The 25,553-nt window shown below is 67.4% G+C and carries 25 protein-coding genes; 13 read left to right on the forward strand and 12 right to left on the reverse strand.

From position 1 onward, the window contains the following. Positions 1–219 precede the first annotated feature (219 nt). On the forward strand, positions 220–2,676 hold the full coding sequence (locus BBK82_RS12985) for a transglycosylase domain-containing protein (RefSeq protein ID WP_065915248.1): 2,457 nt from the start codon (positions 220–222) through the stop codon (positions 2,674–2,676). A 62-nt stretch (positions 2,677–2,738) separates the two neighbouring features. Continuing rightward, positions 2,739–3,113 carry a hypothetical protein gene (locus BBK82_RS12990; protein ID WP_065915249.1) on the forward strand — a complete coding sequence of 125 codons (375 nt, stop codon included), beginning with the start codon at positions 2,739–2,741 and terminating at the stop codon, positions 3,111–3,113. A 29-nt stretch (positions 3,114–3,142) separates the two neighbouring features. Here the strand turns inward: BBK82_RS12990 and BBK82_RS12995 are convergent, their stop codons facing one another. The 3 genes from BBK82_RS12995 to BBK82_RS13005 all read right to left on the reverse strand — a co-directional run bounded on the left by BBK82_RS12995 (position 3,143) and on the right by BBK82_RS13005 (position 4,713). After that, complete coding sequence (locus BBK82_RS12995) at positions 3,143–3,619, reverse strand: Dps family protein (RefSeq protein WP_065915250.1); 477 nt, start codon at positions 3,617–3,619, stop codon at positions 3,143–3,145. Between the two features lie 16 nt (positions 3,620–3,635). Further along, on the reverse strand, positions 3,636–4,058 hold the full coding sequence (locus BBK82_RS13000) for an organic hydroperoxide resistance protein (protein WP_065915251.1): 423 nt from the start codon (positions 4,056–4,058) through the stop codon (positions 3,636–3,638). A 79-nt stretch (positions 4,059–4,137) separates the two neighbouring features. After that, the gene (locus tag BBK82_RS13005; RefSeq protein WP_065915252.1) at positions 4,138–4,713 is read right to left on the reverse strand and encodes an NADPH-dependent FMN reductase; all 576 of its coding nucleotides are present in this window, start codon (positions 4,711–4,713) and stop codon (positions 4,138–4,140) included. A gap of 65 nt (positions 4,714–4,778) precedes the next feature. Between BBK82_RS13005 and BBK82_RS13010 the strand changes: the two genes are divergently transcribed. Then, positions 4,779–5,831, forward strand: coding sequence for an alpha/beta hydrolase (locus BBK82_RS13010; RefSeq protein ID WP_065915253.1), 1,053 nt, complete (start codon positions 4,779–4,781; stop codon positions 5,829–5,831). Here BBK82_RS13010 and BBK82_RS13015 read toward each other — a convergent pair. Together BBK82_RS13015 and BBK82_RS13020 are read right to left on the reverse strand one after the other, a co-directional pair. After that, a complete protein-coding gene (locus BBK82_RS13015) occupies positions 5,807–6,997 on the reverse strand; it encodes an MFS transporter (RefSeq protein ID WP_065915254.1) in 1,191 nt (396 codons plus the stop codon). The genes BBK82_RS13010 and BBK82_RS13015 overlap by 25 nt on opposite strands. 84 nt (positions 6,998–7,081) lie before the next feature. After that, positions 7,082–8,893, reverse strand: a complete 1,812-nt coding sequence (locus BBK82_RS13020) for a prolyl oligopeptidase family serine peptidase (RefSeq protein WP_065915255.1) — start codon at positions 8,891–8,893, stop codon at positions 7,082–7,084. 42 nt (positions 8,894–8,935) lie between these two features. Here BBK82_RS13020 and BBK82_RS13025 point away from each other — a divergent pair, with 42 nt between their 5' ends. The 3 genes from BBK82_RS13025 (at position 8,936) to BBK82_RS13035 (ending at position 10,571) form a co-directional block, all read left to right on the forward strand. Next, on the forward strand, positions 8,936–9,565 hold the full coding sequence (locus BBK82_RS13025) for a hypothetical protein (RefSeq protein ID WP_154697275.1): 630 nt from the start codon (positions 8,936–8,938) through the stop codon (positions 9,563–9,565). Continuing rightward, a complete protein-coding gene (locus BBK82_RS13030; protein WP_065915257.1) occupies positions 9,562–10,011 on the forward strand; it encodes a DUF3291 domain-containing protein in 450 nt (149 codons plus the stop codon). The genes BBK82_RS13025 and BBK82_RS13030 overlap by 4 nt, the downstream gene beginning before the upstream one ends. A gap of 80 nt (positions 10,012–10,091) precedes the next feature. Beyond that, positions 10,092–10,571, forward strand: coding sequence for a GAF domain-containing protein (locus tag BBK82_RS13035; RefSeq protein WP_083268787.1), 480 nt, complete (start codon positions 10,092–10,094; stop codon positions 10,569–10,571). Between the two features lie 24 nt (positions 10,572–10,595). On the opposite strand, the gene BBK82_RS13040 is transcribed toward BBK82_RS13035, so the two are convergent. Beyond that, on the reverse strand, positions 10,596–10,820 hold the full coding sequence (locus BBK82_RS13040) for a hypothetical protein (RefSeq protein WP_065915259.1): 225 nt from the start codon (positions 10,818–10,820) through the stop codon (positions 10,596–10,598). Positions 10,821–11,103: 283 nt separating this feature from the next. Next, positions 11,104–12,006 carry an SDR family oxidoreductase gene (locus tag BBK82_RS13045; RefSeq protein ID WP_065921023.1) on the reverse strand — a complete coding sequence of 301 codons (903 nt, stop codon included), beginning with the start codon at positions 12,004–12,006 and terminating at the stop codon, positions 11,104–11,106. Positions 12,007–12,102: 96 nt separating this feature from the next. Here BBK82_RS13045 and BBK82_RS13050 point away from each other — a divergent pair, with 96 nt between their 5' ends. Further along, complete coding sequence (locus BBK82_RS13050; protein ID WP_218920611.1) at positions 12,103–12,762, forward strand: TetR/AcrR family transcriptional regulator; 660 nt, start codon at positions 12,103–12,105, stop codon at positions 12,760–12,762. 262 nt (positions 12,763–13,024) lie between these two features. Here BBK82_RS13050 and BBK82_RS47465 read toward each other — a convergent pair whose 3' ends face one another. Together BBK82_RS47465 and BBK82_RS13060 are read right to left on the reverse strand one after the other, a co-directional pair. Beyond that, positions 13,025–14,227: a pentapeptide repeat-containing protein gene (locus BBK82_RS47465; protein ID WP_237048389.1), complete on the reverse strand. Its 1,203-nt coding sequence runs from the start codon at positions 14,225–14,227 to the stop codon at positions 13,025–13,027. Positions 14,228–14,770: 543 nt separating this feature from the next. Then, complete coding sequence (locus tag BBK82_RS13060) at positions 14,771–15,958, reverse strand: Fic family protein (protein ID WP_065915262.1); 1,188 nt, start codon at positions 15,956–15,958, stop codon at positions 14,771–14,773. Positions 15,959–16,650: 692 nt separating this feature from the next. On the opposite strand from BBK82_RS13060, the gene BBK82_RS50155 reads away from it, so the two are divergent. After that, the gene (locus tag BBK82_RS50155) at positions 16,651–18,435 is read left to right on the forward strand and encodes a pentapeptide repeat-containing protein (protein WP_154697277.1); all 1,785 of its coding nucleotides are present in this window, start codon (positions 16,651–16,653) and stop codon (positions 18,433–18,435) included. Positions 18,436–18,676: 241 nt separating this feature from the next. On the opposite strand, the gene BBK82_RS13070 is transcribed toward BBK82_RS50155, so the two are convergent. From BBK82_RS13070 to BBK82_RS47475, 3 genes are all read right to left on the reverse strand, one after another. Next, on the reverse strand, positions 18,677–20,722 hold the full coding sequence (locus BBK82_RS13070) for a translocation/assembly module TamB domain-containing protein (protein WP_154697278.1): 2,046 nt from the start codon (positions 20,720–20,722) through the stop codon (positions 18,677–18,679). A gap of 571 nt (positions 20,723–21,293) precedes the next feature. Beyond that, positions 21,294–22,055 (reverse strand): protein phosphatase 2C domain-containing protein, encoded by a 762-nt coding sequence (locus tag BBK82_RS47470; protein WP_071812854.1) that lies wholly within the window; start codon positions 22,053–22,055, stop codon positions 21,294–21,296. An 8-nt stretch (positions 22,056–22,063) separates the two neighbouring features. Further along, positions 22,064–22,834, reverse strand: a complete 771-nt coding sequence (locus BBK82_RS47475; protein WP_179953769.1) for a GntR family transcriptional regulator — start codon at positions 22,832–22,834, stop codon at positions 22,064–22,066. 422 nt (positions 22,835–23,256) lie between these two features. On the opposite strand from BBK82_RS47475, the gene BBK82_RS13085 reads away from it, so the two are divergent. From BBK82_RS13085 to BBK82_RS13105, 5 genes are all read left to right on the forward strand, one after another. Continuing rightward, on the forward strand, positions 23,257–23,577 hold the full coding sequence (locus BBK82_RS13085; RefSeq protein ID WP_065915267.1) for a hypothetical protein: 321 nt from the start codon (positions 23,257–23,259) through the stop codon (positions 23,575–23,577). Then, on the forward strand, positions 23,574–24,029 hold the full coding sequence (locus tag BBK82_RS13090; RefSeq protein WP_065915268.1) for a DUF3307 domain-containing protein: 456 nt from the start codon (positions 23,574–23,576) through the stop codon (positions 24,027–24,029). The genes BBK82_RS13085 and BBK82_RS13090 overlap by 4 nt, the downstream gene beginning before the upstream one ends. Before the next feature lie 100 nt (positions 24,030–24,129). After that, positions 24,130–24,534, forward strand: a complete 405-nt coding sequence (locus BBK82_RS13095) for a RapZ C-terminal domain-containing protein (RefSeq protein WP_065915269.1) — start codon at positions 24,130–24,132, stop codon at positions 24,532–24,534. Beyond that, positions 24,534–24,968: an HIT family protein gene (locus tag BBK82_RS13100; RefSeq protein WP_065915270.1), complete on the forward strand. Its 435-nt coding sequence runs from the start codon at positions 24,534–24,536 to the stop codon at positions 24,966–24,968. Before BBK82_RS13095 ends, BBK82_RS13100 begins: the two co-directional genes overlap by 1 nt. 20 nt (positions 24,969–24,988) lie before the next feature. Continuing rightward, entirely contained in the window at positions 24,989–25,375 is a 387-nt protein-coding gene (locus BBK82_RS13105) for a hypothetical protein (protein ID WP_065915271.1), read from the forward strand. Positions 25,376–25,553: the final 178 nt, after the last annotated feature.

Here is a 25,553-nt window from a genome sequence, read left to right on the forward strand (position 1 = left end):
CTGTCCAAATGTGGAAATCCGCCACACCCCTGCCACGGATGCCGTAGCGTTCGAGCCACGGCTGCATTCCTTGGACGTTGACGGACTGTAGTGCCGTTCGGTTCCCTGTCCAAGCCTGGGTCACCCGACTGTTACCTGTCGTGCGTATCTCTACTCATGCTGAGTAACGGCAGTTACTGATCACCTTCACCCGTTCGTGTACGGCGTACGCTGAGCTGCGTGCGAGTCAGGAATGGCGTGCTCAAGATGCTCGGCCTGTGCCTGCTGGCTGGGGTTCTCCTCGCCGGCATGCTGTTCCCCGTCGTGGGCGCGACAGGCCTGGTGTCCAACCGGGCCAGCGACACCGTGGACAGCATCTCCGCCGACCTCGTGACCACGGACCCACCGCTGATCACAACGGTCACCGACAAGGACGGCGCCCCCATCGCCTACCTGTACGACCAGTACCGGGTCCTGACACCACCGGAGAAGATCTCGCCGACCATGAAGGCGGCGCTGATCTCGGTGGAGGACCGCCGGTTCTACGAGCACCAGGGCGTGGACTGGAAGGGCACGATCCGGGCGGGCCTGACGAACCAGGTCAGCGGCGCCGTGACCCAGGGCGCGTCCACGCTGACCCAGCAGTACGTCAAGAACTACCTGGTCCACGTCGTGGCCAGGAACAACAAGCTGGAGCAGGCCAAGGCCCAGGAGCAGACCATCGCGCGCAAGATGCGCGAGGCGCGGATCTCCCTGCAGCTGGAGCGGAAGCTGGGCAAGGAGGAGATCCTGGCCCGCTACCTCAACGTGGTCCCATTTGGTTCAACCATTTACGGGATCGCGGCCGCCGCCCAGGCTTACTTCAACACCACGCCGGACAAGTTGACGGTTCCGCAGGCGGCGGTGCTCGCCGGAATGGTCAACAGCCCGTCAGCGCTCGACCCCGAAGCGTATCCGGACAAAGCGCTGGAGCGGCGCAACAAAGTGATCGACCGGATGGTCGAGAACGACAAGCTGTCGCGTGACGCGGGTGAGGCGGCGAAGAAGGAAGGCCTCGGTCTGGCGACCCCGGTCCGCACCCCGCCGAACGGGTGCGTGGGCGCCGGTCCGGAAAACGGCTTCTTCTGTTCCTACGTCGTGAACTACTTGCAACGGGCGGGTTTCAGCGAGGAACAGCTGCGCACCGGCGGCTACACCATCCAGACCACATTGGACAGAGCGGTCACCTCGCAGGCGAAGGCGGCCGCGGAGGCCGGTGTCGCCAAGGGCACGCCGGGCATCGCGAACACGATGGCCGTGGTGAAGCCGGGCAAGGAGCGCCACGACGTGCTGGCGCTGGTGGCCAACCGCGACTACGGCCTGAAGGCCGACCTGAACCAGACGACGTTCGACCTGCCCAGCGGCGTGGAGAACAAGTTCGGCGCCGGCTCGGTCTACAAGGTCTTCACCGCCGCCGCGGCGCTGGAGAAGGGCCTCGGCATCGAGAACGTCATCCCGACGCCGTCCTCGTACACCTCGCGGGTCTTCAAGGGTGGCGCCCAGCGCTGCCCGAGCACCGGTGAGCCGGGCACCCGCTGGTACTGCCTGTCGAACTTCGACAACAGCTACCCGTCGTCGATGTCGCTGCAGCAGGCCCTGCAGACCTCGCCGAACACCGGCTTCGTGATCCTCGAGGAGCAGGCCGGCATGGACACGGTGGTCGACATGGCCTCGCGGCTGGGCATGCGCGACACGATGGCCACGAACCTGCAGGGCATGCGGCCGGACCCGAAGGCCAAGGACAAGCAGAACCGCATCTCGCAGACCGAGTTCTACAAGCAGAACGGCGGCAACGCCTCGTTCACCCTGTCCCCCGCGCCGGTGTCCACCCTGGAGCTCGCGAACGTCGCCGCGACCATCGTGTCCGGCGGCAAGTGGTGCCCGCCGACGCCGCTCGCGAAGGTCCTCGACCGCAACGGCAAGGCCGTGCCCCTCAACGAGGCCCCGTGCGAGCAGGTCGTCAACGAGGGCCTCGCGAACGGTCTCGCGGTCGGCATGAGCAAGGACGACGTCGGCAACGGCACCGCCGCGGCCGCCGCCAGGGACTTCCGGTGGACCCGCCCGATGATCGGCAAGACGGGCACCACCGAGGAGTACAAGTCGGCGGCGTTCATCGGCGCGACCCCGGACTTCGCGGGCGCCGTGCAGACGTTCAACGACGGCACCACCCCGCGCCCGATCTGCGTCGGCGGCGCGCCCAGGCTGTGCGGCAACGGCAACATCTTCGGCGGCACGATCCCGGCCCGCACCTGGTTCAACACCATGACGAAGGTGCACGGCGACATCCCGGTGTCGCAGCTCGCGCCGGTCGAGCCGCGCTACCTCAAGGGCGGCAAGGAGGTCCAGATCCCGGACGTCGTCGGCCGCCAGGTCAACGACGCGGTGCGGATCCTCGACCAGGCCGGCTACAGGTCGAGCCAGCAGACCATCAACTCCGACCAGCCCAAGGGCACCGTCGTCAGCCAGTCGCCGCGCGGCAACGCGTTGCGCGGCACCGTGATCACGCTGTCGGTGAGCTCCGGGTACGTGCCGCCGCCGGTGCCGACCGAGCCGACGAGCGGTCAGCCGCCAGGTCCCGGAGACCCGACTCCGGGCAACCCGAACCCCGGCCCGCCGATCACGCTGCCCACCGAACCGGGCGGGCCGCCCAGGAGGTAGCCGAGACAGGGCCCTTCCGCCGTTGAGCGGGAGCAGGGCGCGGGGAACGGCTTCGGCGTGAGTTGCTCGACGACGATCGTCGCGCGGCACACCACCCGGCGCCGTTCATCCCGACCGCGCTGCGGCAGGCCCGCATCGCCCACGACGTCACGTCCACGACGGCCGCGCGCAAGGCGGAAGCGCGGCTGCGTGCCGCCGACGGACCGGTGCTGGGCAACAACTTCGACGTGAACTTCGGCTTCTCCGGCATGCGCAAGCTGGCCGAGCAGCTGCGTGACCAGGGCAAGAAGGGTCGGACGCGACGGTGGGCCGGCGACCCCGGCTTCGTGGCGCGGCGGCGACTACGACGAGCTGGCCCGGAAAGTCGACGAGGCCCGCTCCATCGAGGAGCGGGCCGTCCGTCGGCTCGTGAACGCGGTGTGACTCGGGCGGTGTGATTCGGGCGGTGTGACTCAGGCGGTGCGGCTCAGGCCGACTGGGCCTGCCACATCCAGTGCGCCTGCTCCAGCTCCTGCGTGATGCCGATCAGCAGGTCCTGGGTGACCAGGTCCGGCTTGTCGGTCTCGTCGATGCGGGCGCGCATGCGGGTGATGAGCTTGCCCAGGACGTTGGTGATCGCCGAGACGACCTGGTCCTCCTTCAGCCAGCCGGTCTCGATCTCGGGCAGGCCGGACGACGAGGCGATGGTCTTCGCCGTGCCGTTCGGCGTGACCCCGAGCGCGGCCGCGCGTTCGGCGACCTGGTCGGCGGCGTTGCGCGCCGCGACGACCAGCTCGTCGAGCTGCAGGTGGACGCTGCGGAAGTTCTTGCCGATCACGTTCCAGTGCGCCTGCTTCCCGATCAGGGACAGGTCGACGAGGTCGACGAGCGTTGCCTGCAGCACCGCCCCGACGGCGTCACGATCCGCGTCGGCGAGAGGGCTGGTGATCGGGTTCTTGGCCATGGTGTTACGCGCCTCCTCAGACGGTGACGGTGAGCGCCACCTCGATGTTGCCGCGCGTCGCGTTGGAGTACGGGCAGACCTGGTGGGCCTGCTCGACGAGCTTCTCCGCGACCGCCTGGTCGAGTCCGGGGATCTTGACCGCGAGCTCGACGGCGAGCTGGAAGCCGCCGGCCCCGTTGGACCCGATCCCCACCTTGGCGGTTACCTCGGAGGACGCGACTTGAATCTTCCCGGCGCGCGCGACGGCTGCGATGGCGGAGTTGAAGCACGCCGAGTACCCGGCCGCGAAGAGCTGCTCGGGGTTGGTCGCGTCACCGCCGGGACCGCCCATCTCCTTGGGGACCGACAGCACCTCGTCGATCACACCGTCGGAGGAACGCACCTCGCCGTTGCGGCCTTCGCCATAAGCAGTCGCCTCAGCCGTGTACAGCGCTTCCATTCCGCTCTCCCTCGAGTCAGTGGTGTTGCCTTCCACCGAGGAGAACGCATCGTGCGCGACTTATCTGCCCGGTCGTGACTCAGCTCACGTCCAGATGAGACGCCTGGCGCAGGGCGAACTCGACCACCTGACGGCCGATGACCCGCAGGTTCCTGTCGACGTCGGCGTCCGAGCAGGAGCCGTCACCGTCGAACTTGACCTGCGCGGAGTTGATCGCGGCACCCAGCGGCGTCGGCCAGCCGCGCAGTGCGTGCACGATCGAGCGGACCGCGGCGAGCGTGTTGACGGCGGCCTGCCACCCGTAGGCGGCGGTGATCGTGCCGACCGCGCGGCCGTCGAGGTAGGGGCGCTCGTCGTCGCGGAGGTCCTCGATGTAGTCGAGGGCGTTCTTGACCAGACCGGAGACCGTGCCGTGGTAGCCGGGCGAGACGAGGATCACGCCGTCGGCCCTGCGGAGGTCCTCGACCATCTTCAGCGCGACCTCCGTGCGTTCCGGCACGGACGGGTCGTAGAACGGCAACACCAGCTCGGGGCCGCTGTACTGGATGGTCTGCGCGCCGAGCTCGCGAGCACCCTCGAGCGCGACCCGCAGCGCCCGCTCGGACTGCGAGTCGGACCTGATCGAGCCGCCGATGCCCACCACCGTCACCGTCATGACGTCGATCCTTCCACCTCCAGATACCTGGAGATCCAGCACTACTCGCTAGTAACGTGCACCACATGTCGAACTTCCAGGCCGGCCTGCTCGCCGGCGCTCTGCGCTTCGCGTTCGGTCTGCCCGGTCCCGTGCGCCGCCTGATCGCCGGCACCCCGATCCGCCTGGACGGTCAGGACCTGCACCCGGAGGCCCAGCTGCTGCTGCGACTCCAGCAGCTGTCGGGAACCGGGTGGCGCACTCGGACAGCATCGGAGAGCCGACTAGACCTGGAGTTGAGTTCGAAGCTCGTGTCCGGCCCGGCGATCACCGGGGTGGGTGCGCGCGAGCTCACGATCGGGGAGTTCGCGGGCCGGCTGTACACGCCCGCCGGCCTGGCTCCCGGCTCGGCGTTGTTGATCTTCTACCACGGTGGCGGCTGGGTGACCGGCAGCCTGGAGAGCCACGACAACCTGTGCCGGTTCCTCGCCCGTGAAGCCGGCGTGCGGGTGCTGGCGGCGGACTACCGGCTCGCGCCCGAGTACCCGTTCCCCGCGGCGGCCGACGACGCGGCCGAGGTGCTGCGCTACGCCGTGGCCAAGGCGGAGGACCTGGGCGTCGACCCGCGCCGGATCGCGCTGGGCGGCGACAGCGCGGGCGGCAACCTGGCCGCGGTGACCGCGCACGCCGCCGAGGTCGACGTGGCGTTCCTGCTGCTCTTCTACCCCGGTGTGGACGCGTCCGTGCGGCGGCGGTCGCGGGAGATCTTCGGCAACGGGTTCTTCCTGACCGACGAGAAGATGGACTGGTTCCTCGACCAGTACGCCGCCGGCGGCGAGGCCCGCAACGACCCACGCCTGTCGATCATGCTGGCCGAGGACCTGTCCGGCCTGCCGCCGACCTACATCGCGACGGCGGGCTACGACCCGTTGCGCGACGAGGGCGAGGCCTTCGCCGAACGCCTGGCCGCCGAGGGCGTGCCGGTGGTGCTGCGGCGGCACGAGGGGTTGTTCCACGGCTTCGCGAACGTGCTCGGCGTGGGCGGCATCTTCCGCGAGGCCGTGTCCGAAGCCGTCGGTGCGCTGCGGACGGGGCTGGCGCTGGCGAACTCCGCTCAGGACGTGACCGAGACGGCCTGAGGCTCGGGCTGGCGTTGCCTGCTCAGCAGGTAGCCGACGCCCGCGACCGCGAGCCCCGCCACCCCCGCGACGACGAAGCCGAGCGCGGGCCCGCCGCTGTCCACGGCGAGGCCCGCGAGCGGTTGCCCCGCCGCGACCCCGAACGTGAACGCCGAGCCCTGCAACCCGAGCGCCATCCCCCGTGCCGACGCGGGCGCGAGCCTGCTGACCTGCTCGCTCGAGGCGGCGATCGTGGGCGCGCACAACAGGTTCATCGGGATCAACGCCAGCGCCAGCAACGCCACGTTGCCGTCCCCCAACCCGACCGGAATCTCCAGCAACGCCATGCCGGCCAGCAACACGACCCCGCCCGGCACCCGCTTCAGCCCGCCGTAGACGAGCCCGCCGAACGCCGACGCCGCGCACATCACCACGAAGATCACGCCGAGCCAGCTCTGCCTGCCCGCGTGCTCCAGGCTCGCGATCGCCGCGAGCTCCATGCCCGACAACACCATCGTGGCCCCGAACGGGATGATCAACGCCGCGATCATCGGCCCCCGCAACCACTCCTGCCAGCGCGGTGCGGGTTCCTCCGTGACCTCGTCCTCGTTCACCAACGGCGGGTTCACCACGTACAGCAGCACGCACGCGAGCACGATCGCCACCCCGATGGACACGAGCGCCGCGCCGGTGGAGATCTTCGTCGCCAGCAGCACACCCGCCGCCGGCCCGACCATGAACGACAGCTCGACCGAGATCGAGTCCAGCGAGAACGCGGGCCTGCGCTGCGCCACCGGCACCAGCGCCGTGAGCGCCTGCCTGCCGATCGACATCACCGGCACCGAGAACAACCCGTTGGCGAACGCCAGCGGCAGCAACAGGTAGTAGCTCATCAACGGCGCCGTCACCCAGAACGCGCCCTCGACCACCGCGCTCACGACGAGCGTGATCCGCAGGCCTTTCAGGTCGATCAAGCGCCCCATCAGCGGCGAACCGAGCCCGATGCCGACCATCGTCGCGAACCCGACCGTGCCCGCCGCCGCGTACCCCTTGTCGAGCGAGGTGACGACGTGCAGCGTCACCGTCACCCCCGCCGCCGTCGGGGCGATCCGCGCGAGCAGCACCAGCAGCATCAGGGAGCGGACGCCGGGCAGGGCGAGGACGGTGCGGAAGGGGGCGAGGTTCACCCCCTCATCGTCGCCCTGCTGGCAAGGCGGTTTTCCGCTCAGGCGGGGGCCTTCCCATCGTCGTGCGAAGGCCCCCGCACCGGGCTAGCGCGCCAGGTGGCGGCGAGCGAAGTCCACCTCCGCCGCCGTCTGCCGCATCGTCTCCGCGACCACCAGAGACCCGTGTCCCGCGTCGTACCGGTACATCTCGTAGGTGTGGCCGCGCTCCGCCAGCGCGTCCAGGTAGTTGTCGATCTGCCGGATCGGGCAGCGGGGGTCGTTCTCGCCCGCGAGGATCAGGACCGGGGCGGTGACCTGGTCGACGTAGGTGAGCGGCGAGCACTCGCGGTAGAGGTCGGGCAGTTCGTCCGGGGAGCCGCCGAAGAGTGCGCGGTCGAAGGCGCGCAGCGGTTCCATCTCGTCCTCGTAGGCGGCGAGGTAGTCGGCGACCGGGACGGCCGCGATGCCGACGGCCCAGCGGTCGGGCTGGGTGCCGATGCCGAGCAGGGTCAGGTAGCCGCCCCAGGAGCCGCCGTTCAGGACGACGCGCGCGGGGTCGGTGAGGCCGGAGTCGACGGCCCAGTCGTGGACGGCGGCGATGTCTTCCAGTTCGGTGAGGCCGGGGCGGCCCTCGATGGCGTCGCGCCACCGGGAGCCGTAGCCCGAGGAGCCGCGGTAGTTGACGTGGACGGTGGCGAAGCCCGCGTCGAGCCAGACGGCGCGGTAGGCGGAGAAGCGGTCCTCGTCGGAGGAGTGCGGGCCGCCGTGGATCATGAAGACGGTCGGGAACGGCCCCTCGCCCGCCGGGCGGGAGACCAGGGCGTGCACGTCGCCGACGAAGACGTCCTCCAGCGGCAGCGACGTCGCCGGGCGGGCGCCGGCGGGTTCGACGAGGACGCGTTCGGTGCCGTCGGTGGCCAGGGCGCGGATCACGGTCGAGTTCGAGGCGGAGGACCAGGAGTACTCGACGGTGCCGTCGGGGCGGACGCCGGCCGAGCCGATCACGCCGGGTGCGGTGTCCAGAGTGGACAGCTCGCCGGTGGTGAGGTCGTAGCGGTGCACGGTGTTGCGGGCGTGGTGGGTGTGGACGATCAGCAACGCGGAGGCGTCCGGGTACCAGTCGGCGGCGACCTCGCCGGGCAGGTCGAGGACGATCTCGCGTTCGGTGTCGGCGGCGACGTCCCAGATCAGGAGCTCCTCGCGGCCGCGGCGCTCGTGCAGCACGAGGAGCCGCTGGTCGCCGCGGACCGGGCTGAACGAGATGGCGTCGAGGCCCTTGCCCTTGCCGTCCCACTTCTCGGCGACGACCGAGCCGTCGGCGGTGGCCAGCACGCGCAGGGCCATGTGGCGGTTGTCGCCGTGTTCGGAGTGCGCGATGGCGACGAGCGACTCGTCCTTGGCGAGCGCGGTGACGCCGGCGTCGTTCTCGTTCTGGTAGATCACCTCGGTGCGGTCGCCGCGGGCGAGCCAGACCGTGGTGCCGTCGTCGGTCGAGGCGGCGACGGCCGTGACCTCGTGGCCGATCTCCAGACCGGCCGGGTAGCCGGCGGTGACGTCCCGGACCGCGGGCTCCGCCTTGCTGCCGTCGGCGTGGAACGGTTCGCGCACCCAGACGCCGAACTCGTCGCCGTCGTGGTCGTCGAACCACCAGATCTCGGTGCCGTCCGGGTTCAGCGTGCCGTGTGACGTGCCGTTCGGGCGGTCGGTGACCTTGCGGTGCTCGTCGGTGGCCCGGTCCCACGCGTAGATCTCCCACACCCCACCGGCGTTGGAGATGTAGAGCGTGCGGTCGGGTGCGTCGTCGGCCCAGCCGGGCAGGCTCATCCGGGGTGCGGTGAACCGTTCACGCCACGTGGTCTCCGCGGCGGGGTCGTCGAAGAGCTGGTCCGGAACCTCTGGAGCAGGGTGCGTCGTCACAACGCAACACTAGAGTCACAGGCGGTTCTAGGGGGATCCGAGATGACACAACCACCACAGTGGGGAGGGCCGCCACCACCGCGGCCGCCGTACCAACAGCAGTACCCGCAGCACTCGCAACCGCAACACCGGCAACCGGGGTATCCGCCGCCGGGCCACCCGCAGCAGCCGGGCCACCACCAGCAGCACGTCCGCCAGCAGCACGTCCACCAGCAGGGCCCGTGGCTCCCGCCGAAGCCCGCCCAGCTGACCCTGCTGGCCGTGCTGAACTGGGTGTTCGCCGTCGCGATGTTCGTGCTCGCGGCGTTCGTCGTCGTGAGCTTCCTGATGTCCGGCAGCACGCTGGTCATCGGCATCGTGCTCGCGGTGATCATCGGCGGGTTCGGCGCGTTGAACGCGCTGGCGGCGCTGTCGGTCAACCACCCGCACTTCCCGAACACCGCGGCCGCGCAGATGGCAGGCACCTTCACCGCGTTGGTGCTGCTCGTGGCGCTGGTCCGCTCGGTGCGGCGCGGGCTGGCGGAGCTGCTGCCGTCGCTGGGTTCGTTCGCGCTGCTGGTCGTGTGCGTGACCAGCCTGGTGCTCGCGACGCGGCCGGCGGTGAAGCAGTGGATCGCGGCGAAGCACCAGCAGTCGATCGCGCAGGGGCACGTGCCGAGGAACCGCCGGTGAACCTCGAACTGGCCCAGGTCAACATCTCGCGGCTGCTCGCACCGCTGGACAGCCCGCAGCTGGCGGAGTTCGTGGCGGCGCTCGACCCGGTGAACGCGGTCGCGGACACCGCACCGGGCTTCCGCTGGCGGCTGCAGAACGAGGACGGCAACGCCACGGCGTTGCGGGTCTTCGACGACGACTGGCTGATCGTGAACATGTCGGTGTGGGAGTCGCCGCAGGCGTTGCTCGACTACGTCTACGGCGAGGCCCATCGCGCGGTGCTGCGCGGGCGGCGGCAGTGGTTCCACGCCCCGGCCGAGGCGATGACGGCGTTGTGGTGGGTGCCTGCCGGACACCGGCCGTCCATCACGGAGGCCGAAGAACGGTTGGTGCACCTGCGCGCGCACGGGCCGACATCGGAGGCGTTCACGTTGAAGCAGATCTACGACCCGACATCGGCGTAGCTGATCAGGGGTGCGCGGAAGGGTTTCGCGCACCCCTGGAATCCCTAGGTGTGCGGCTCTTCGCGAGTTAACGTTTGTGGATGCCCGATACAGCGGAGCGGCTCGACGCGGCAGACACGCTGGAGGAAGTGCAACGGATCGTGCGCACCACGGCCCGTTCGCTGCTGAGTGCCCACGGCGCGACGCTCGTGCTGCTGGACGGCGACCTCTGCTACTACGCGGACGAGGACTCGATGAGCCCGTTGTGGAAGGGCCAGCGCTTCCCCGCGGTGAACTGCATCAGCGGCTGGGCGATGTTCAACCGCAAGACCGTCGCCATCAAGGACATCCGGTTCGACGAACGGATCCCGCAGGAGGCGTACCGGCCGACGTTCGTGCGGAGCCTGGTGATGGCCCCGATCCTGAGGCCGCTGGCCATCGGGGCGATCGGGTGCTACTGGGCGGTGCCGCACACGGCGTCCGAGTCGGAGACCTCTGCTCTGGAGGCCCTGGCCGCTGCAGCGGGTGATGCGCTGGAGCGGTTCCCGGAGGGTCTGCCCGCGCGGGGCTTCCTCAGCTAGCGGTGGCGCAGCCGGGCGCCGGTCCTACTGACCCAGCTCCTCCTCGAAGATCCGGTCGACCTGCTTCGAGGCCCGGCTGAGCGCCTTGACCGCGGTGATCACGACGAGGAACGCGGCGGCGACCGCGAGCGTCACCCAGACCGACGTGAGCGTGTAGACGATCGCGAGCGACTGCAGGACGACGATCGTCTTCGCGGCTATGACGAGCCACGAACGGTGAACCTGCTTGGCGGCGGTTGCGGAGTTCATGAACGTCTCCCGATCAATTCATCTGGTGCCGAACGCACGCCCGTCTTGTCGAGATGATCTCGGTGCCTGTTACGTACCGTGACTTGAAGCTTCAACCTTCACTCGTAAGGGTTAACACTACGTCACTGTTCTGTATTATTTGACCCTGAATGATGGCGCTGCGTGCCTACAGCCACCGTCGCGCGTGCCGCCGCTCGTGTCGATAGGGGTCCCCCGATCGTGTGATTCTCAGGCGTGGATCGATGCCCTTTTCCGGCCCGCTCGGGACCTTCGACCCTTCGGTTCACACAGACGTTCCGGTCAGGCGCTCGGCCTCGGCCCACAACCGCGCGGCGACCGCCTTGTCGCGCGCGCGCCGCGGCACCCGCACAGGCCTGGTCGGCCCGACGAGCGCCCAGCGGGGCCCGTAGTAGCCGCCCTGGACCGCACCGGGGTCGGCCGCCGCGTACAGGAGCGGCTCGGTGCCCTGGACGGCGTCCTGCGAGGGGACGACCCGGTACCCGATGGACTCGAGCAGCCCCGGCCGGCCGCCGTTGAGGTGCGGACCGGAGACCATCAGGTTCGTGCGGGTGTAGCCGGGGTGCGCACCGACCGACAGCAACGGCCAGCCGCGCTCGACCGCGAGGTCGGCCAGGTGCAGCGTCATCAGCAGGTCGGCGAGCTTGGTCTGCGCGTAGGCGCGCATCGGGCTGTACCGCCGGCTCGACTGCAGGTCGGCGAAGTCGATCCGGCCACCGGTCGCGGCGCCGCTGCTCATGGTGACGACCCTGGCCGCGGGAGCTTTCAGCAGCAACGGCAGCAGCCGGGCCGTGAGGGCGAACGGGCCGAGGAAGTTGCTGGCCAGTTGGAGCTCGAAGCCGTCCACCGTCTCCGTGCGCGCGGGCACGTTCATCACACCGGCGTTGTTGACGAGGACGTCCAGCGCGGTGCCGTCGGAGATCAGCCCGTCGGCGAACTCGCGCACCGAGGCCTGGTCGGCGAGGTCGAGCCGGCGGACCTCCAGCACAGCCTCAGGATGCGCGGCCAGGATCTCCGCCTTCGCCTGCTCACCCTTGGCCCCGGTGCGCACCGCGAGCACCACCTCGGCCCCGGCCGCGGCGAGCCGCTTGGCCGCCTCCTTGCCGGTGCCGCTGTTCGCCCCGGTGACGACGACGCGCTTGCCGTGCTGGTCAGGAACCTCGTACATGGCCAACCCCTTTACGTACCGACGGTCCGTTATGGCTCCACGCTAACGTACCGTCGGTCTCTTAGTAAAGTACCGCCGGTCTGTAACATGGGACACGTGACCTTCCAGCGAGCGCGCACCGACGAGCAGCGCACCGAACGGCGGCGGCAGATCCTCGACGCCGCGGCCGCGATGCTCACCGAGATGCCGGTGGCCGAGCTGAGCCTCACCGCGCTGAGCCGGCGGGTGCGCCTGGCCAAGGCGAACGTGCTGCGCTACTTCGACTCGCGCGAGGCGGTGCTGCTGGAGCTGCTGGAGGCACAGATGGCGGAGTGCATCACGGAACTGGAGTCCGCTCCCACACCGGACGGCTCCGCACGGGAGCGCGGCGACCGGCTGGCCGCACTCTTCGCCGACTCACTGGCCGCGCGACCCATGCTGTGCGACCTGGTCGCCTCGCAGGCGACCGTGCTGGAGCGCAACATCTCGGTGGAGACGGCGATCCGGCACAAGCGGACGATCCGGGAGTCGCTGAGTGCCTTGGTCCAGCTGGTCCGCCGGCACCTGCCCGAACTCGGCGCCGAGGACGCGGGCGCCCTGGTGCAGACCGTCATGCTGACGGCGGTGGCGGCGTGGCCGGCGAGCCGGCCCCCGCAGGCGTTGCTCTCCGCGTATGCGGCGGACCCGAGCCTGGCGGCCATGTGCATCGACTTCGCCGACGCGGTGCGGCGCAGCGGTGAGGTGACCGCGGCCGGGCTGCTCGCACGTCGGCAATAGCGGCGGAATCATCTTGTGGACAAACAAAAATCGGGCCTGGCACCATCGCATGATGGAACCAGGCCCGATTCTCAATCGGGGTGACAGGATTTGAACCTGTGACCTCTTCGTCCCGAACTAAGTCCGGCGGCACCGCTGGCCTGCTGCGGCGTGCATACCTGCTGGTAGAGCCGTTGGTTGCCGTTGGACTGCATGGGTGCTGGAAGCCCTCTATCGGAGGTTGTTCTCCCAGGTTTCTCCCAGTCGGCACGCATCGTGTGGCTTAGTCGGCAGACAGCACTACTGGAACTGGAACAAGCCTGATCTCTTCGCCGCCTCCGCCGACAGAAACCTCATGTGTGGTCCATCCACTAGGCCAGTCCATGTGGAAAGGGCGCTCTTGATCGCGCATCGATGCTCCCGACATGACAGGCGGATCGGCGAACCGCGCGTCGCGGAACGAGGCGTTTCTGGTGAAGGTTGCGCCGCTGAACCTGGCGGCCCCGGTGAAGGTCGCGCCGCTGAACCAGACGTCGCCGGTGAAGGTCGCGTCGCCGAACCAGACGTCGCCGGTGAAGGTCGCGTCGCCGAACCAGACGTCGCCGGTGAAGGTCGCGTCGCCGAACCAGACGTCGCCGATGAAGGTCGCGCCGTTAAACCAGGCGTAATCGATGAAGGTCGCGCCGTTTAACCAGGCGCTCTTGATGAAGGTCGCGTCGCTGAACGAGGTGGTCCCGGTAAAGGTCGCGTCGCTGAACGAGGTGGTCCAAAAGGTCGCGCCGCGGAAGTAGGTGTTCCCGTTGAAGGTTGCGCCATCGAACCGGGTCGTGCGTGCCTTGCAGCCGCCGAGGTCGAAGTCGATGAGTAGTGCGCTTTTGAGGTCGAGGTCGATGTCGTCCCAAAAAGACCGGGCGGGACGTCGAAGGGGGTCACCCGGACGTAGGTGGCGAGTCAGGATGCGTTGGGCGGTAAGACGGACCTCGCGTTCCTGGCGTCGGTCCTCGTCCCGGACGGCGGCGATGGGCGGCGGCGTAGTTGCCGCGCGACGGGCAGCCGCCGCAGTAGCGGCGACACGGCGAGCCGGTGTGGCCCGCAACGACCCGCTAAGCCCTCGTGGTTTGCGGACCCCCGTTTTATCGGGTGGTGGCGTGAAAGGCGCGCGCAGATAAGCGCAGATCACGTTGACCACGGTCTGTCGGTGATCGGGGTTGTCTTGGGCAACTCTTTCCAGCGCGTACATTGCGCCATGTCGTACTGCAGGCTTGTCGGACCCCAGCTGTTCCACTGCTTTCATGTACAACTCGGTGAGGCGACGTTCAGCGGCGTCGTGCTCAGTGGCCCACTGCCGCCGCCACGCAAGCACGAGGGTCATCACCGCACCGGTTCCCGCTCCGACCGCCAACGCCGTGCGGATCAGATCGAGCCGCTCTGTCGACGAGGCGGTGTTCAACACCAGCACGAACACCAACACCGCCAGTGTGGTCATGACGATCACCGGCGTGACGATCAATAGCAGTGCCCGCCAAGACGTTCCTGGCAACTCTCGTCGGTTCCTCCGTGTTGAGACCGGACGACGTAGTCGCTCGCGGGAACGGCGCAGACGGGACTGAGCAGGTTCGGAGACGGTCACCTTTATACGGTCGCTCAAGGTTGTCGCTCTGCTACAACCACAAGGTCCGCCACGGTTGCCGGCGCGTGTACATGTGTACGCGGACCTCAAGGTCGTTTAGGTGGGTCCCACGCCGACCGCTGAAACGCGACGTCCGGCGATGAGGCGAACCTAAGCGCCGGGACGTGACCTAGCCCGCGAAGCTCCTGCTTTCAAGGTGTTGGCATGGCTGTTCGAGTGCGTCTGCGTGCGTACTCGTTCCTGGTCAACGAGGTTGAACGGTCCAGCGCTGAACGCTGCCGAATGCGCGCGAATGAGACTGGCTGTGAGACTGATAGGTCCACTCGGGATGATCGTGCCCGTCGGCGCACAGCAGACGGTCCCCGAACCGGCTGGTTCGGGGCCCGTCTGCTGTGCGACCTAGTCGTTCGGCTGGAGACGGAGCGGAAGGAACGCGCGGATCAACTCAATATTCGCCCGCACGCCGCGCCGGCCGCCCTTAACCAGCAGCTCCAGCTCTTCCAGCGCGTTGATGTCGCGGGTGATCGTCTTGTCGGTTTTGGTGGCATACATGCGTGCCAGTTCGACCGACAGCGTCGGAATGTCGGCTCGCGGCGTCCACTCTCCGGAGGGCAGCGTGAGGATGAGCTCGCGACGCCGCACGTCCGTCTCGGTGGTGCCGGGCAGTTCTTCGTGAACATAGTTCTGCCATGTGACCAGCGTTTGCTGAGCGCGGATCATGCGGAGCTGGTCGCGAAGCCCGTCGACGAGGCCCTGCACGGCGTAGTGGACGAACGTCTCAACCGGGTACGGCGGTCCCTGCCGGCTGGTCTTGTCGAGTTCCCGGTAGTACTGGTCGCGGGTCCGGTTGAAGTGGTTCGACAGCAGATGCGCGGCGGGACTGGGCACGCCACCCTCGATGAGGATCTGGAACTCGAGCAGCCGGGCGGTGCGGCCGTTGCCGTCGCCAAATGGGTGGATCCAGGCGATGTAGAGGTGCGCGACGATCGCTTTCACGATGGTCATGCAGTCGCGGAACTCTTTCTCGGCGGCCCAGTCGTCACTGTTCAACCAGTCGCACAAGCGGTCGAGCAGGTGCAGACAGTCCTGGTGTGGTGCGCCGCGGTAGAGAAACACGCCGACGTTGTGGCTGCGGACTTCGCCAGCGACGACATCGTCCTTCAATTCGAGGCCAGCGAGCACCTGCTTATTGAGCCAGCAGATCCAATCAGTAGTGATGGGCTGTCGGCCCTCTTCTGCGGCGCGGTCGGCGATCGCATGGCAGCCGGCGAGCACGTTGTTGACCTCACGGTGCAGGTACTCCTGGCTGGGCGGGAGTTCCAGCTCTCCGTCAACCGCCTGGCGAACCTCTGCCTCAGACAGCGTGTTGCCTTCAATGGCGACGGTTCCCTGTACGCCACGGGTGAGGAAGAGCTTGTGGAGCTCGCGGGCAACGAACGGGCGAAGGTTGACGTTGGCGATGTGGTCCATCTTCGAGGTGGCCTCGCCCAGCAGAAGCCACGTTTTAGGGCTGAACCTCTTGAGCGCAAGGTCGAAGGTGAGCCATGGATGTGTCTCTTCATGGCGGCGCACTTGGGTGGTCGTCATGGCGGCTCTTTTCACTGGTCAGGCCTGGCAGATGCGGATTTCTCTGCCCTCAGTGTCCCCTGCGGTGTCCCCTAATGGTAGGGCCATCTGCGGGTTTGGTGTCCGCCCTGCGCGAAGTATGCCCAAACGGGAGCATAGGACCGAACCGGTGTTCGGAGCGCAGCCGGACAGCTCTAGATCTTTCAGCGATGAACCATCACACGCAGGTAGACGTCGAGCGGCGGTCGCCCGCCAATTGCGCCCAGGACAGCTGCCGTGGACAGAGGCGCTCCTTGGCGCGATAGCCGGGTAGTCAGCCTAGATCGTCGAGGCAGGAGCAGGGTGGTGGGCGAGTTGGCCGGTCGTGGAGGTAACACAGTGCGTGAGTTCACGATGCCGTGTGCGTGACGACTGCTGCAACTTCATCCTCCACTGATCGCCCTGCCGGGCGGGCGGCACGTGTCCGACAGGCAGTGACCGGACGACGTGGGCTAGGAGTGCTGGCCTGGCTGCTGGCCGCTGCGGGCCTGGGCATGGCGATGTGGATGGCCCGATCCTGGTCCTGGTGGTCTACGGCGTGGGTGTGGCTAGGCCGGTGGTGGATGGTGCCGGTCACGGTGCTGTTGCTGACCGCCGCGGCAGTGCTCGGGGCGCTGCGGTCCCGACACCCGGCTTCGTCACCCCGCCCTATAGCGGACCCAGGGACGGAGGTGATGCCGGCGCTGACACCGCGGGCGATCCTGCTCGGCGCACTCGTCTTGCTGGGCTTGGGCGTCACCGCGGCAGTGCTGCTGCTGGTCAACTTCTCCGGGACCGAGCCGCGAGACCGGTTGGACGCGATCCGGACCGCGGCCACGCTGTTGGTGGGCACCGGCGGCGCCGCCGCGCTGCTACTGGCCGCCCGCCGCCAACGCGCGGCCGAACTGACCCTGGCCGTGCAGCGCAAGGCCGCCGCCGACACCGCGCACGACGCCGCAGCGCGGCGGATCACCGAGCTTTACCTGAAGGCGGTCGAGCAATTGGGCTCAGACAAGGCCGCGGTCCGCCACGGCGGCCTCTACGCGCTGGAACGCGTCGCCCAGGACAATCCCGACCAGCGCCAGACCGTGATCAACGTGATCTGCGCCTACCTACGCAGCCCCTACACCCCGCCACCCGAGCGGCCTGTCGCCCGCCGGACCGGGCTGTCCGCGGCCGCACGCCGAAGCACTGCGGCCGACCGCGTCGCCGCTCGCGCCGCGGCCGCACGCCGTATCAGCCTCACGCCACCTACACCGGCTGTTCCGCCCGAGCAGTTGCGGCAGGAACGCGAGGTCCGGCTCACCGCCCAACGCATCCTCACCACCCATCTATGCCGCCCCAGCTCCGACAAGACCGCCGACCAGCTGGCCCATTCCCGATACTGGGCCGAGGACTATGACCTCGACCTCACCGGTGCCACTCTCATCGACTTCCACGCCGCTAACCTCACCGTGCGACAAGCAACCTTCACCGACGTGCACTTTTCCGGCGCTGCATGGTTCGATAGGGCGACATTCACCGGCGCCGCATGGTTCAGCGAGGCGACGTTCACCGGGGCCGCGTGGTTCAGCGAGGCGACGTTCACCAGCGCCGCAGTGTTCAACGAGGCGACGTTCACCAGCGCCGCGCGGTTCAACGAGGCGACGTTCACCGGGGCCGTGTGGTTCGACGGGGCGACGTTCACCGGCGACGCGCGGTTCAGCAAAGCGACGTTCACCGGCATCACGGTATTCAACGGGGCGACGTTCACCAGCGACGCGCGGTTCAACGAGGCGACGTTCACCGGCGACGCGATGTTCGGCGGGACGACGTTCATCGAGGCCGCGCAGTTCAACAGAGTGACGTTCACCAGCGACGCGCACTTCGACGAAGCGGCGTTCACCGGCGACGCGCACTTCGACGAAGCGGCGTTCACTGGCGACGCGCACTTCGGCGAAGCGGCGTTCAGCAGGGCCGTGCGGTTCAGCAAGGCGATGTTCACTGGCGACGCGCACTTCGGCGAAGCGGCGTTCACCGGCAACGCGCACTTCGACGAAGCGGCGTTCACTGGCGACGCGCACTTCGGCGAAGCGGCGTTCAGCAGGGCCGTGCGGTTCAGCGAGGCGATGTTCACTGGCGACGCGCACTTCGGCGAAGCGACGTTCACCGGCGACGCGTGGTTCAACGGGGCGACGTTCACCAGGGTCGCGTGGTTCAGCAAGGCGACGTTCACCAGGGCCGCGTGGTTCAGCAGGGCGACGTTCACCGGCGACGCGTGGTTCAACGAGGCGACGTTCGCCCTCGCCGCGCGGTTCGACGGAGCAACCTTCGCCGCTATCGCATTGATGAGGAGAGCCGTAGCTGCGAGAGTATCTGTCGAGTGTGTATGGCCGATGGGATGGACAGTTGATGATCCCCGTCTGAGGACCGCAGTACCTGGTGAAGCACCGGGCATGCTGCGGCTGGTGCCAGTACCGGCGGTGCTAGCCGGGGTCTGAACCGAGCGACGGGCTCAAAGTGGGGCGTGGCGGCAGCTAGCTGGAGTGAGAAGAAGCCTTCGGGTGTAAATCAGATGGTTTGCCTCGTTGACCTGGATGTGTCCGCCAACCGACGCTGTCGAGGGTTCCCTTCACGCCAGGTCAGTTCACAGCCGTCCACCGCCGTTGATGTCACACGATGATGTCAAGACCGACTTGGGGTGCGAACGTTGACGGAGGTTGTCAGCGTCGGTAGGGCTCGTCAAGCGTTTTTGCGGATGAGGCCGGTGTAGGCGGCGATGGTGAGGGTGGCCAGTGCCCAAAGGAGAGCTTGGAGGGCCCAAAGCAAATAGGTGAAGGCTTGGCCCCACCGTGTGGCGGTGTCGAGGTCGCATCGGGCGCGCAGGCCGGTGGCGCCGACGGGCAGGCCGCGGTCGATGCCGAGGCCTATGAGCTCGGCGGTGGAGCAGGGGATACCGGGTGCGGTGGTGGGGGTGGTAGGTGGTTGGACGCGTTCGGCGGCGTGGTGGGTTGGTCGGGTGGTGATCTGTCCTGCGGTGTAGCCGGTGGCGCCGGCGACGACCAAGACGATGAGAAGGGCGGTGACCAGTCGATGAGCGCGGTAGCCGTAGCGACCCAGCCAGCCCCATAGCCAGTGGCGTGCGCGTGCGAGAGTGCCACCGAGCGCGTCAGGAGTGCGGCGGCGTAGGTCGTGCTGCTGGGTGATGAGGATGGTGCGGGCGTTGTTATCGTGCCCAGCAGCGCGTTCCACCGCGGCGAGTTGCTGGTAGGGCTGGGGCAGGTACCCGGAGGTGTGGTGAACCAGCAAATGCAGCCACTCTCGCCAGGTGACGTCCCGAAGCTGCTTAAATACAAGCCCTCCCACGGCCATGCGGCGTGCTCCGTCAATGCAGGGATGGTCGCTGACTTCACTGCGGGACCGCGGGCACACCAGCGCGACGGAGAAAAACATTCCCCGGTCCACCTGTGCTTCCGTGAGATCCAGCAAGGCACCGGTGTCGTTGATCAGCTGTGTACTGGTCAAGTGAGCTTGGCCGCTGACGCGCGCGCCCACCAGCCAAACGGCCCCCTTTTTGCCGGTGGCGGTGATGTGCGCATCGCGCAAGAATAGATTGTCGCCGATGTGGATGCCGTCGGCGACCAGAGCGGGACCGGCGGTGTTGGTGATGGTGGCTCGGTCGAGGTCGAGTTGGCCGCTGATGTCCGCGCCCAGCAGCCGGATGGCCCCGTTTTCGCCAGTGCCCGTGAAGTGCGCATCGCGCAGGAACATGTGGCCGCCGGTGCGGATGCCGTCGGCGACCAGAACGGGTCCGGTCGCGTTGGTGATGGTGGCTCGGTCGAGGTCGAGTTGGCCGCCGATGTCCGCGCCCAGCAGCCGGATGGCCCCGTTTTCGCCAGTGCCCGTGAAGTGCACATCGCGCAGGAACATGGTGTTGTCGCTGCGGATGCCGTCGGCGACCAGAGCGGGACCGGCGGTGTTGGTGATGGTGGCTCGGTCGAGGTCGAGTTGGCCGCCGATGTCCGCGCCCAGCAGCCGGATGGCCCCGTTTTCGCCAGTGCCCGTGAAGTGCACATCGCGCAGGAACATGTGGCCGCCGGCGCGGATGCCTTCAGCGTCAAGAACGGGTCCGGCGGTGTTGGTGATGGTGGCTCGGTCGAGGTCGAGTTGGCCGCCGATGTCCGCGCCCAGCAGCCGGATGGCCCCGTTTTCGCCAGTGCCCGTGAAGTGCACATCGCGCAGGAACATGTGGCCGCCGGTGCGGATGCCGTCGGCGACCAGAACGGGTCCGGTCGCGTTGGTGATGGTGACTCGGTCGAGATTGAGTTGGCCGCCGATGTGTGCGCCCAGCAGCCGGATGGCCCCGTTTTCTCCGGTACCCGTGATACGAACGCCGCGCAGCAACAGATTGTTGTCGGTGCGGATGCCGTTGGCGTGCAGGACTGAGATAACGCTGCGGTCCAGGCTCATTCTGTGGAGGCGCGCGTCTTCACACTCAATTCCATCCGATAACGCACAGCCGTCTAGCGCCAGGCCGGTGACCGCCGTGACGCGATCCAGATTCAAGCGGCCGATCACCCGCACACCGCGGATGAGTACGCCGCGCGGATCGAGTTCGCCGCGGCGTCCCATAAGAAGTTCGCGGATCAGCTCCGCCCGCACTTGCAGTTCTAAGTCCTCAGCATCGACAAGGTCTGCAGCCGCCAGTGTGACGGCAGGTTGGGCCCAAGTCCCTCGGCGGGCGGCGTCAATGACCGCTTCTTCAAGTGTGCTGAGCTTGTCCAACACCGGTGGCAGCTGCGAATCGCTCACCTCACCGTTTCGTCTACACCGCAAGCCGCGTTACGAGACGACGGGACGCCCCGTCGTCGGGACGCAGGGCGGACGCATGAACCCACAGCCACATGCGCGTGCCGCCGTCGCCGTCGGTCGCCCTCACGGTGAACTGGACGTAGCCAGCCAATGCCCCGTCGCGGTACGGCGCCACAGCCGCAGTCTCCGGGCACGTCGATAGCACGTCCAGACCTCCGGCCATCTGGCCGCGGCGCACCACAGCAGCCGGCCACACCCTGCGCAGATTGATCAGCACCGGCCGGGGTGGATCGACCTTCCGAGAAGAAGGATGCTTTGGCGACTCAACTCCCAAGGGCCCCTTGCGTCGCGTGTCAGCAGCAACTCCAATCCTCCCGCCTGGGCCGATCGCCCGTATCACCCCACTACAGCGCTCCATGCCGAAGCGCCGCTGAACAATAGGAAGCGCGGGCGGAGCTGGCTCGCGAGCCCATAGAGGGTATGACAGCCGATCGCATCGTGCTGGTGTAGACAGGCCGCCTCAGCCCGAACAATGACGCAGCTCGGCTCAGCCTTCGTCGAAACTCACGAGGACCGCCGTGGCATCGTCGTGATGTTTTCGCGTTCGGCCATCACTCGCCTCAGCGCCTGCACGCTCAGCTTGCCGGGTGCGTGCGATCAAGTCTGCTGGGCCTTCCTCGACAAGGACACTGAAGAGCTGCTCCCAGCTGAGGTCTCCGAAGACATCAACCAGCCGACTAGCACCGTCGCTCAGCAGTGCCGCAGAATCAACTGCATCCGCCGACACTGTGCCTAGTACAGATTGAAATGCAGCCTCCGGCATAGTGTTGGCAACATAATAGCCATCAGGAGTGTTCTGCACGGCGATGACTGCATCGTATGAGTAGTCGGTTAGATTGGCCATCCGTTCGTCAAGGATGGCTTCAACCCGCCCATCTCGACGGAGCAACAACGGCGAATCACCGAGAACAAGGTAATCAAGTTCGTCGGTTCGCCGTCTCAATATCGTGACTGTCGAAGATGGGCTATCGGGGTTCGACAAATCGCACGTGTTCCTATGTGCCGAACATGTGCGTTCGATCGCTTCGGCTAGCGCTTCATCTAGCCGCACCTGCGGAGCCAGGGTAAGCGCCTGGGCGAGGTGCCCGGCTATGCGACGGACAACCCATGGAACGCCATGGATGCATCCATTGTCAGCAGGCTTGAGGGCAGTGGCCCCATCAAGGACGACCGCCCAATTCAGGCCGACCATCGCATAGTCATCGCTGGCTCGCCCTGGCGTCGGCTGACTATCCATTGTTGCGCGCATCGACATCCTTAATCGGGTATCGGGAATCGATAACTGAACGCTGCAGTGTCTCCTGCAATAACGGAGATCATGACCTCAACAGGCCGTCCCGTGTCCGTGAAGACTGTACGCACGAGTTCGAGAACTGGAGTACCAGGCGGAAGCTGAAGCTCGACCGACTCCGGACCGGTCGGCATTCGGGTGCAAATCTCCTCGGCAATTTCAGCCAACCGGAACCCCGCCTCCTCCAGTCGCGCAAAACCGCCACCAGGACCCGTATCACGCTCCATGATGGCGGTCCCCCGAACTACCTCAAGTTCGTAATAACTATCGGCGAGCTGGTTCGGGCGACCGTCGACCGCCGTCGTACGCCGTCGGACCCACACCGGGGTCCCTACCGCGATATTCAATCGACTTGCAACAACTTCCGGGGCAGGAACCTCTTCAAGCGCACGAATGTTCTGGCTCGCTGCGACGCCTGCGACCTTCGGCGCAGCGACCAATACAGTTTTTCCCGACTGCCAGAGGCTACGTGAGTAGCGCTCGATCCCCTGACGCTGAAGCATCGGACGTGACCGCACAAACGTGCCGCTACCCTGGACGGTCACGATCAAACCCTGCTGCTTCAGCAGGTCTATCGCCTTGCGGATCACCGCCAGTGAGCACTTGTGCTCTGTGGCGAGCTCGTCGAAGGACGGCAACTTGCGGCCAGGCGGCCACTCGCCACTCTCGATCTTGAGTCGGATGTCGTCGGCTACCTGCACTTGCAGCGGTCGCGCGTCGGTGAACCTGCTGGTCATACCTGCAGTCTAGAGCAGTCTGCATACAGAGTCTTGACACTGCCCGCGATGCGGTCTTAATGTCTGTATACAGACCGGCAGACATGCAGAAGGTCGGTGACGCACAACTTAATCTCACTTCGTGTGAGCGGCACTCACGTGTCGTCAGGTGGTCGCTCCCAAGGGGGCCATTGCGCACGACGTTCCTGAGGTAGCCCAGAGCTGGGAGTCGAGGGGTAATTCGTCCTGCCTGCGCAATCACTGCGTGAGAGAACTACATAGCGTGTATTTCGTGCACCCTTTTCCAGGTGCACAAGAAGGCCTTCATTGAGCCTGTTTGTGCAGATAGAAGGCCATGCGGAGGCCCTGGCGGCGGAGCGATGCCTTTGTTTCGCCGCCAGGCCTTCACTTCTCATCCACTTTCTTCTTTTGGAGGTTTTGTCATGTCCAAGAACACGTTCGTTGCGTCGCCGTTGACCGCGTTGCGTCTGGCTGAAGAGCAGGCCTGCGCGGGTTACCTGGTGGCGCGTAAGTCGATGGTCCGCGCTGCGGCGCTGGTGGCGTCGGTGTCGCAGCTGGTGCGGGAGCGTCCGACCCGGGCCGACTACCGCGAGGTGCTGGGTGAGCTGATGGGCAGGCACTTCGACGCGGAGCAGCGCGTGCGGCTGGCCTACGAGCGGTGGCAGCGTGCGCAGCGGCGGGCCGATGCGTTCTGGGTCGCCTCGAACATGTCCGGTGCGTCCGTGCTGGGTGTGGCGGCGTGAGCACGACGGCCGTGACGTTCGCGGCGGTGCTGCCCGGCCTGCTGGTCGCGCACAACGTCGCCGACCACTGGATGCAGACCCACCACCAGGCCCTGACCAAAGGACAGGCCGGAACCGCCGGCCGGATCGCGTGCCTGGCGCACGTGGCCACCTACACCGCCGTCACCGCCGTGGTGGTGGCCCTGTTGTGGCTGGTCCTGGACCTGGACGTCAGCCCGGTGGGGTTCGCCGCGGGGCAGCTGGTGTCGGCGGTGACGCACTACTGGGCGGACCGCCGCTTCACCCTCGCCCGGCTGGCCGCGCTGCTGGGCAAGACGGCGTTCTACGTGCTCGGCATGCCGCGTGCCGGCCGCGACGACAACCCCACGTTGGGTACCGGCGCTTACGCGCTGGACCAGTCCTTCCACTGGCTGTGGCTGTTCGTGGCCGCCCTGGTCACCGCCACCGCCTGACCTCGATCCCTCTACCTGAACGGGAGTACCTGCGATGACGACCAACCGCGTGCACGGCGACAACTACGGCGTCATGACCGGCGACCAGAGGTAGGCGGTCATGAAGAACACGGTGTTGTACCGCCTGATCTCCTTCAGCTACCTGCACAATCAGCCGCCTGAGGCAGACCTGCTCTTCGACGTGCGGCGCACCATGCACGAGCCGCCGGTGTTCGCCGGCGACCTGGCGGGGGTCGACGGCCGCGACCATGAGGTGCAGCAGGCCGTCATGGCGCATCCCACCGCGGAAGCAGTCGTGCACCTCGGGACCGTCTTCGCCGACACGATGTCCTTTCAGGACAAGTCATGCGTGATCGCGATCGGTTGTTCGCATGGCCGTCACCGGTCGGTCGCGCTGGTCGAGCGGCTCGCGTCCGAGCTCGCGCGGTTCGGCCTCCCGACCGACGTGCGCCACATGCGGCTGGAGTTGCTGGAGAACCCGCCCGCCGGTGGCGGTGTGGGCTGATGGCCAAGCTGCTGTTCGACCCTGGCTGTGTGTTCTGCCGGCGCGTGGTGACCGGCGAGTACATCGAGGGTGACGAGCACGCGGTGATCTTCGCGCCGCGTCACCCGGTGACTGCGGGGCACATGCTGATCGTGCCGCGGCTGCACATCACCGACGCCGCCGACGACCCGGACGTCTTCGCCCACACCATGCGGCTGGCCGCCCGCTACGCCGCGCGCAGCGGCGAGGACTTCAACCTCATCACCAGCCGTGGCAGGTGGGGGACGCAGACCGTCCTGCACTGCCACGCCCACTACGCGCCGCGCCGCCGCAAGGACGGCCTGCCGCTGCCCTGGACCGGGCAGAAGATGCCGCCCGTGCGCCGCTGGCTGCTGCGGGCGCTGGTCAGGACCAGCCGTGCCAACAGTTCTGGCCCGGCCCCCACCGCACGCTGACAGTCCCGGAAGGACATGCGATGGACGACTACATCGAGATGCACAGCAAGACGGTTGAGCTGTTGCGCGCTCACCGGGACGCTCCGGAGATCTCCTTCACCATGGTGGAACTGCACGGCCGGACGGTGAAGCTGCTGGTGCGTTCCGACAAGACCGGCGCCGGTGTGTTCGAGTGGGCGCGGCGGCTGGGATTGCTGGTGCACGCGAGGGAAGGCGACACCTACGTCAGCCTGGAAGCCTCGCAGGTCATCGACGGCATCACCTTCACCGTGTGGACGCACGTGCACGGTCGCGCGGTCTACGAGCTGTTCCGTGAGTTCGACTGGACGATCGACGAGGCCATGTCGGTCCTCATCGACCCGGCCACCCGCCGCGTGGTGCCGCCCAGGTTGGCGGCGGTGTCGTGAGCGCGGCGATCGTGAACATCCTCGTAAACACGGTCCAGGACTGCGCGGCTGGCTGTGACCTGCCGACAGTGCTGGTCGATCCCGGATACGGCCAGCCCGTCCGCGTACACGCCGGTACCTACGAGTACCGGTGCCCGCCCGCCGCTGCGGCGCCGAGTGCCTGACCGCGCGAAAACCC

It is taken from the genome of Lentzea guizhouensis (assembly GCF_001701025.1).
Classification (GTDB): domain Bacteria; phylum Actinomycetota; class Actinomycetes; order Mycobacteriales; family Pseudonocardiaceae; genus Lentzea; species Lentzea guizhouensis.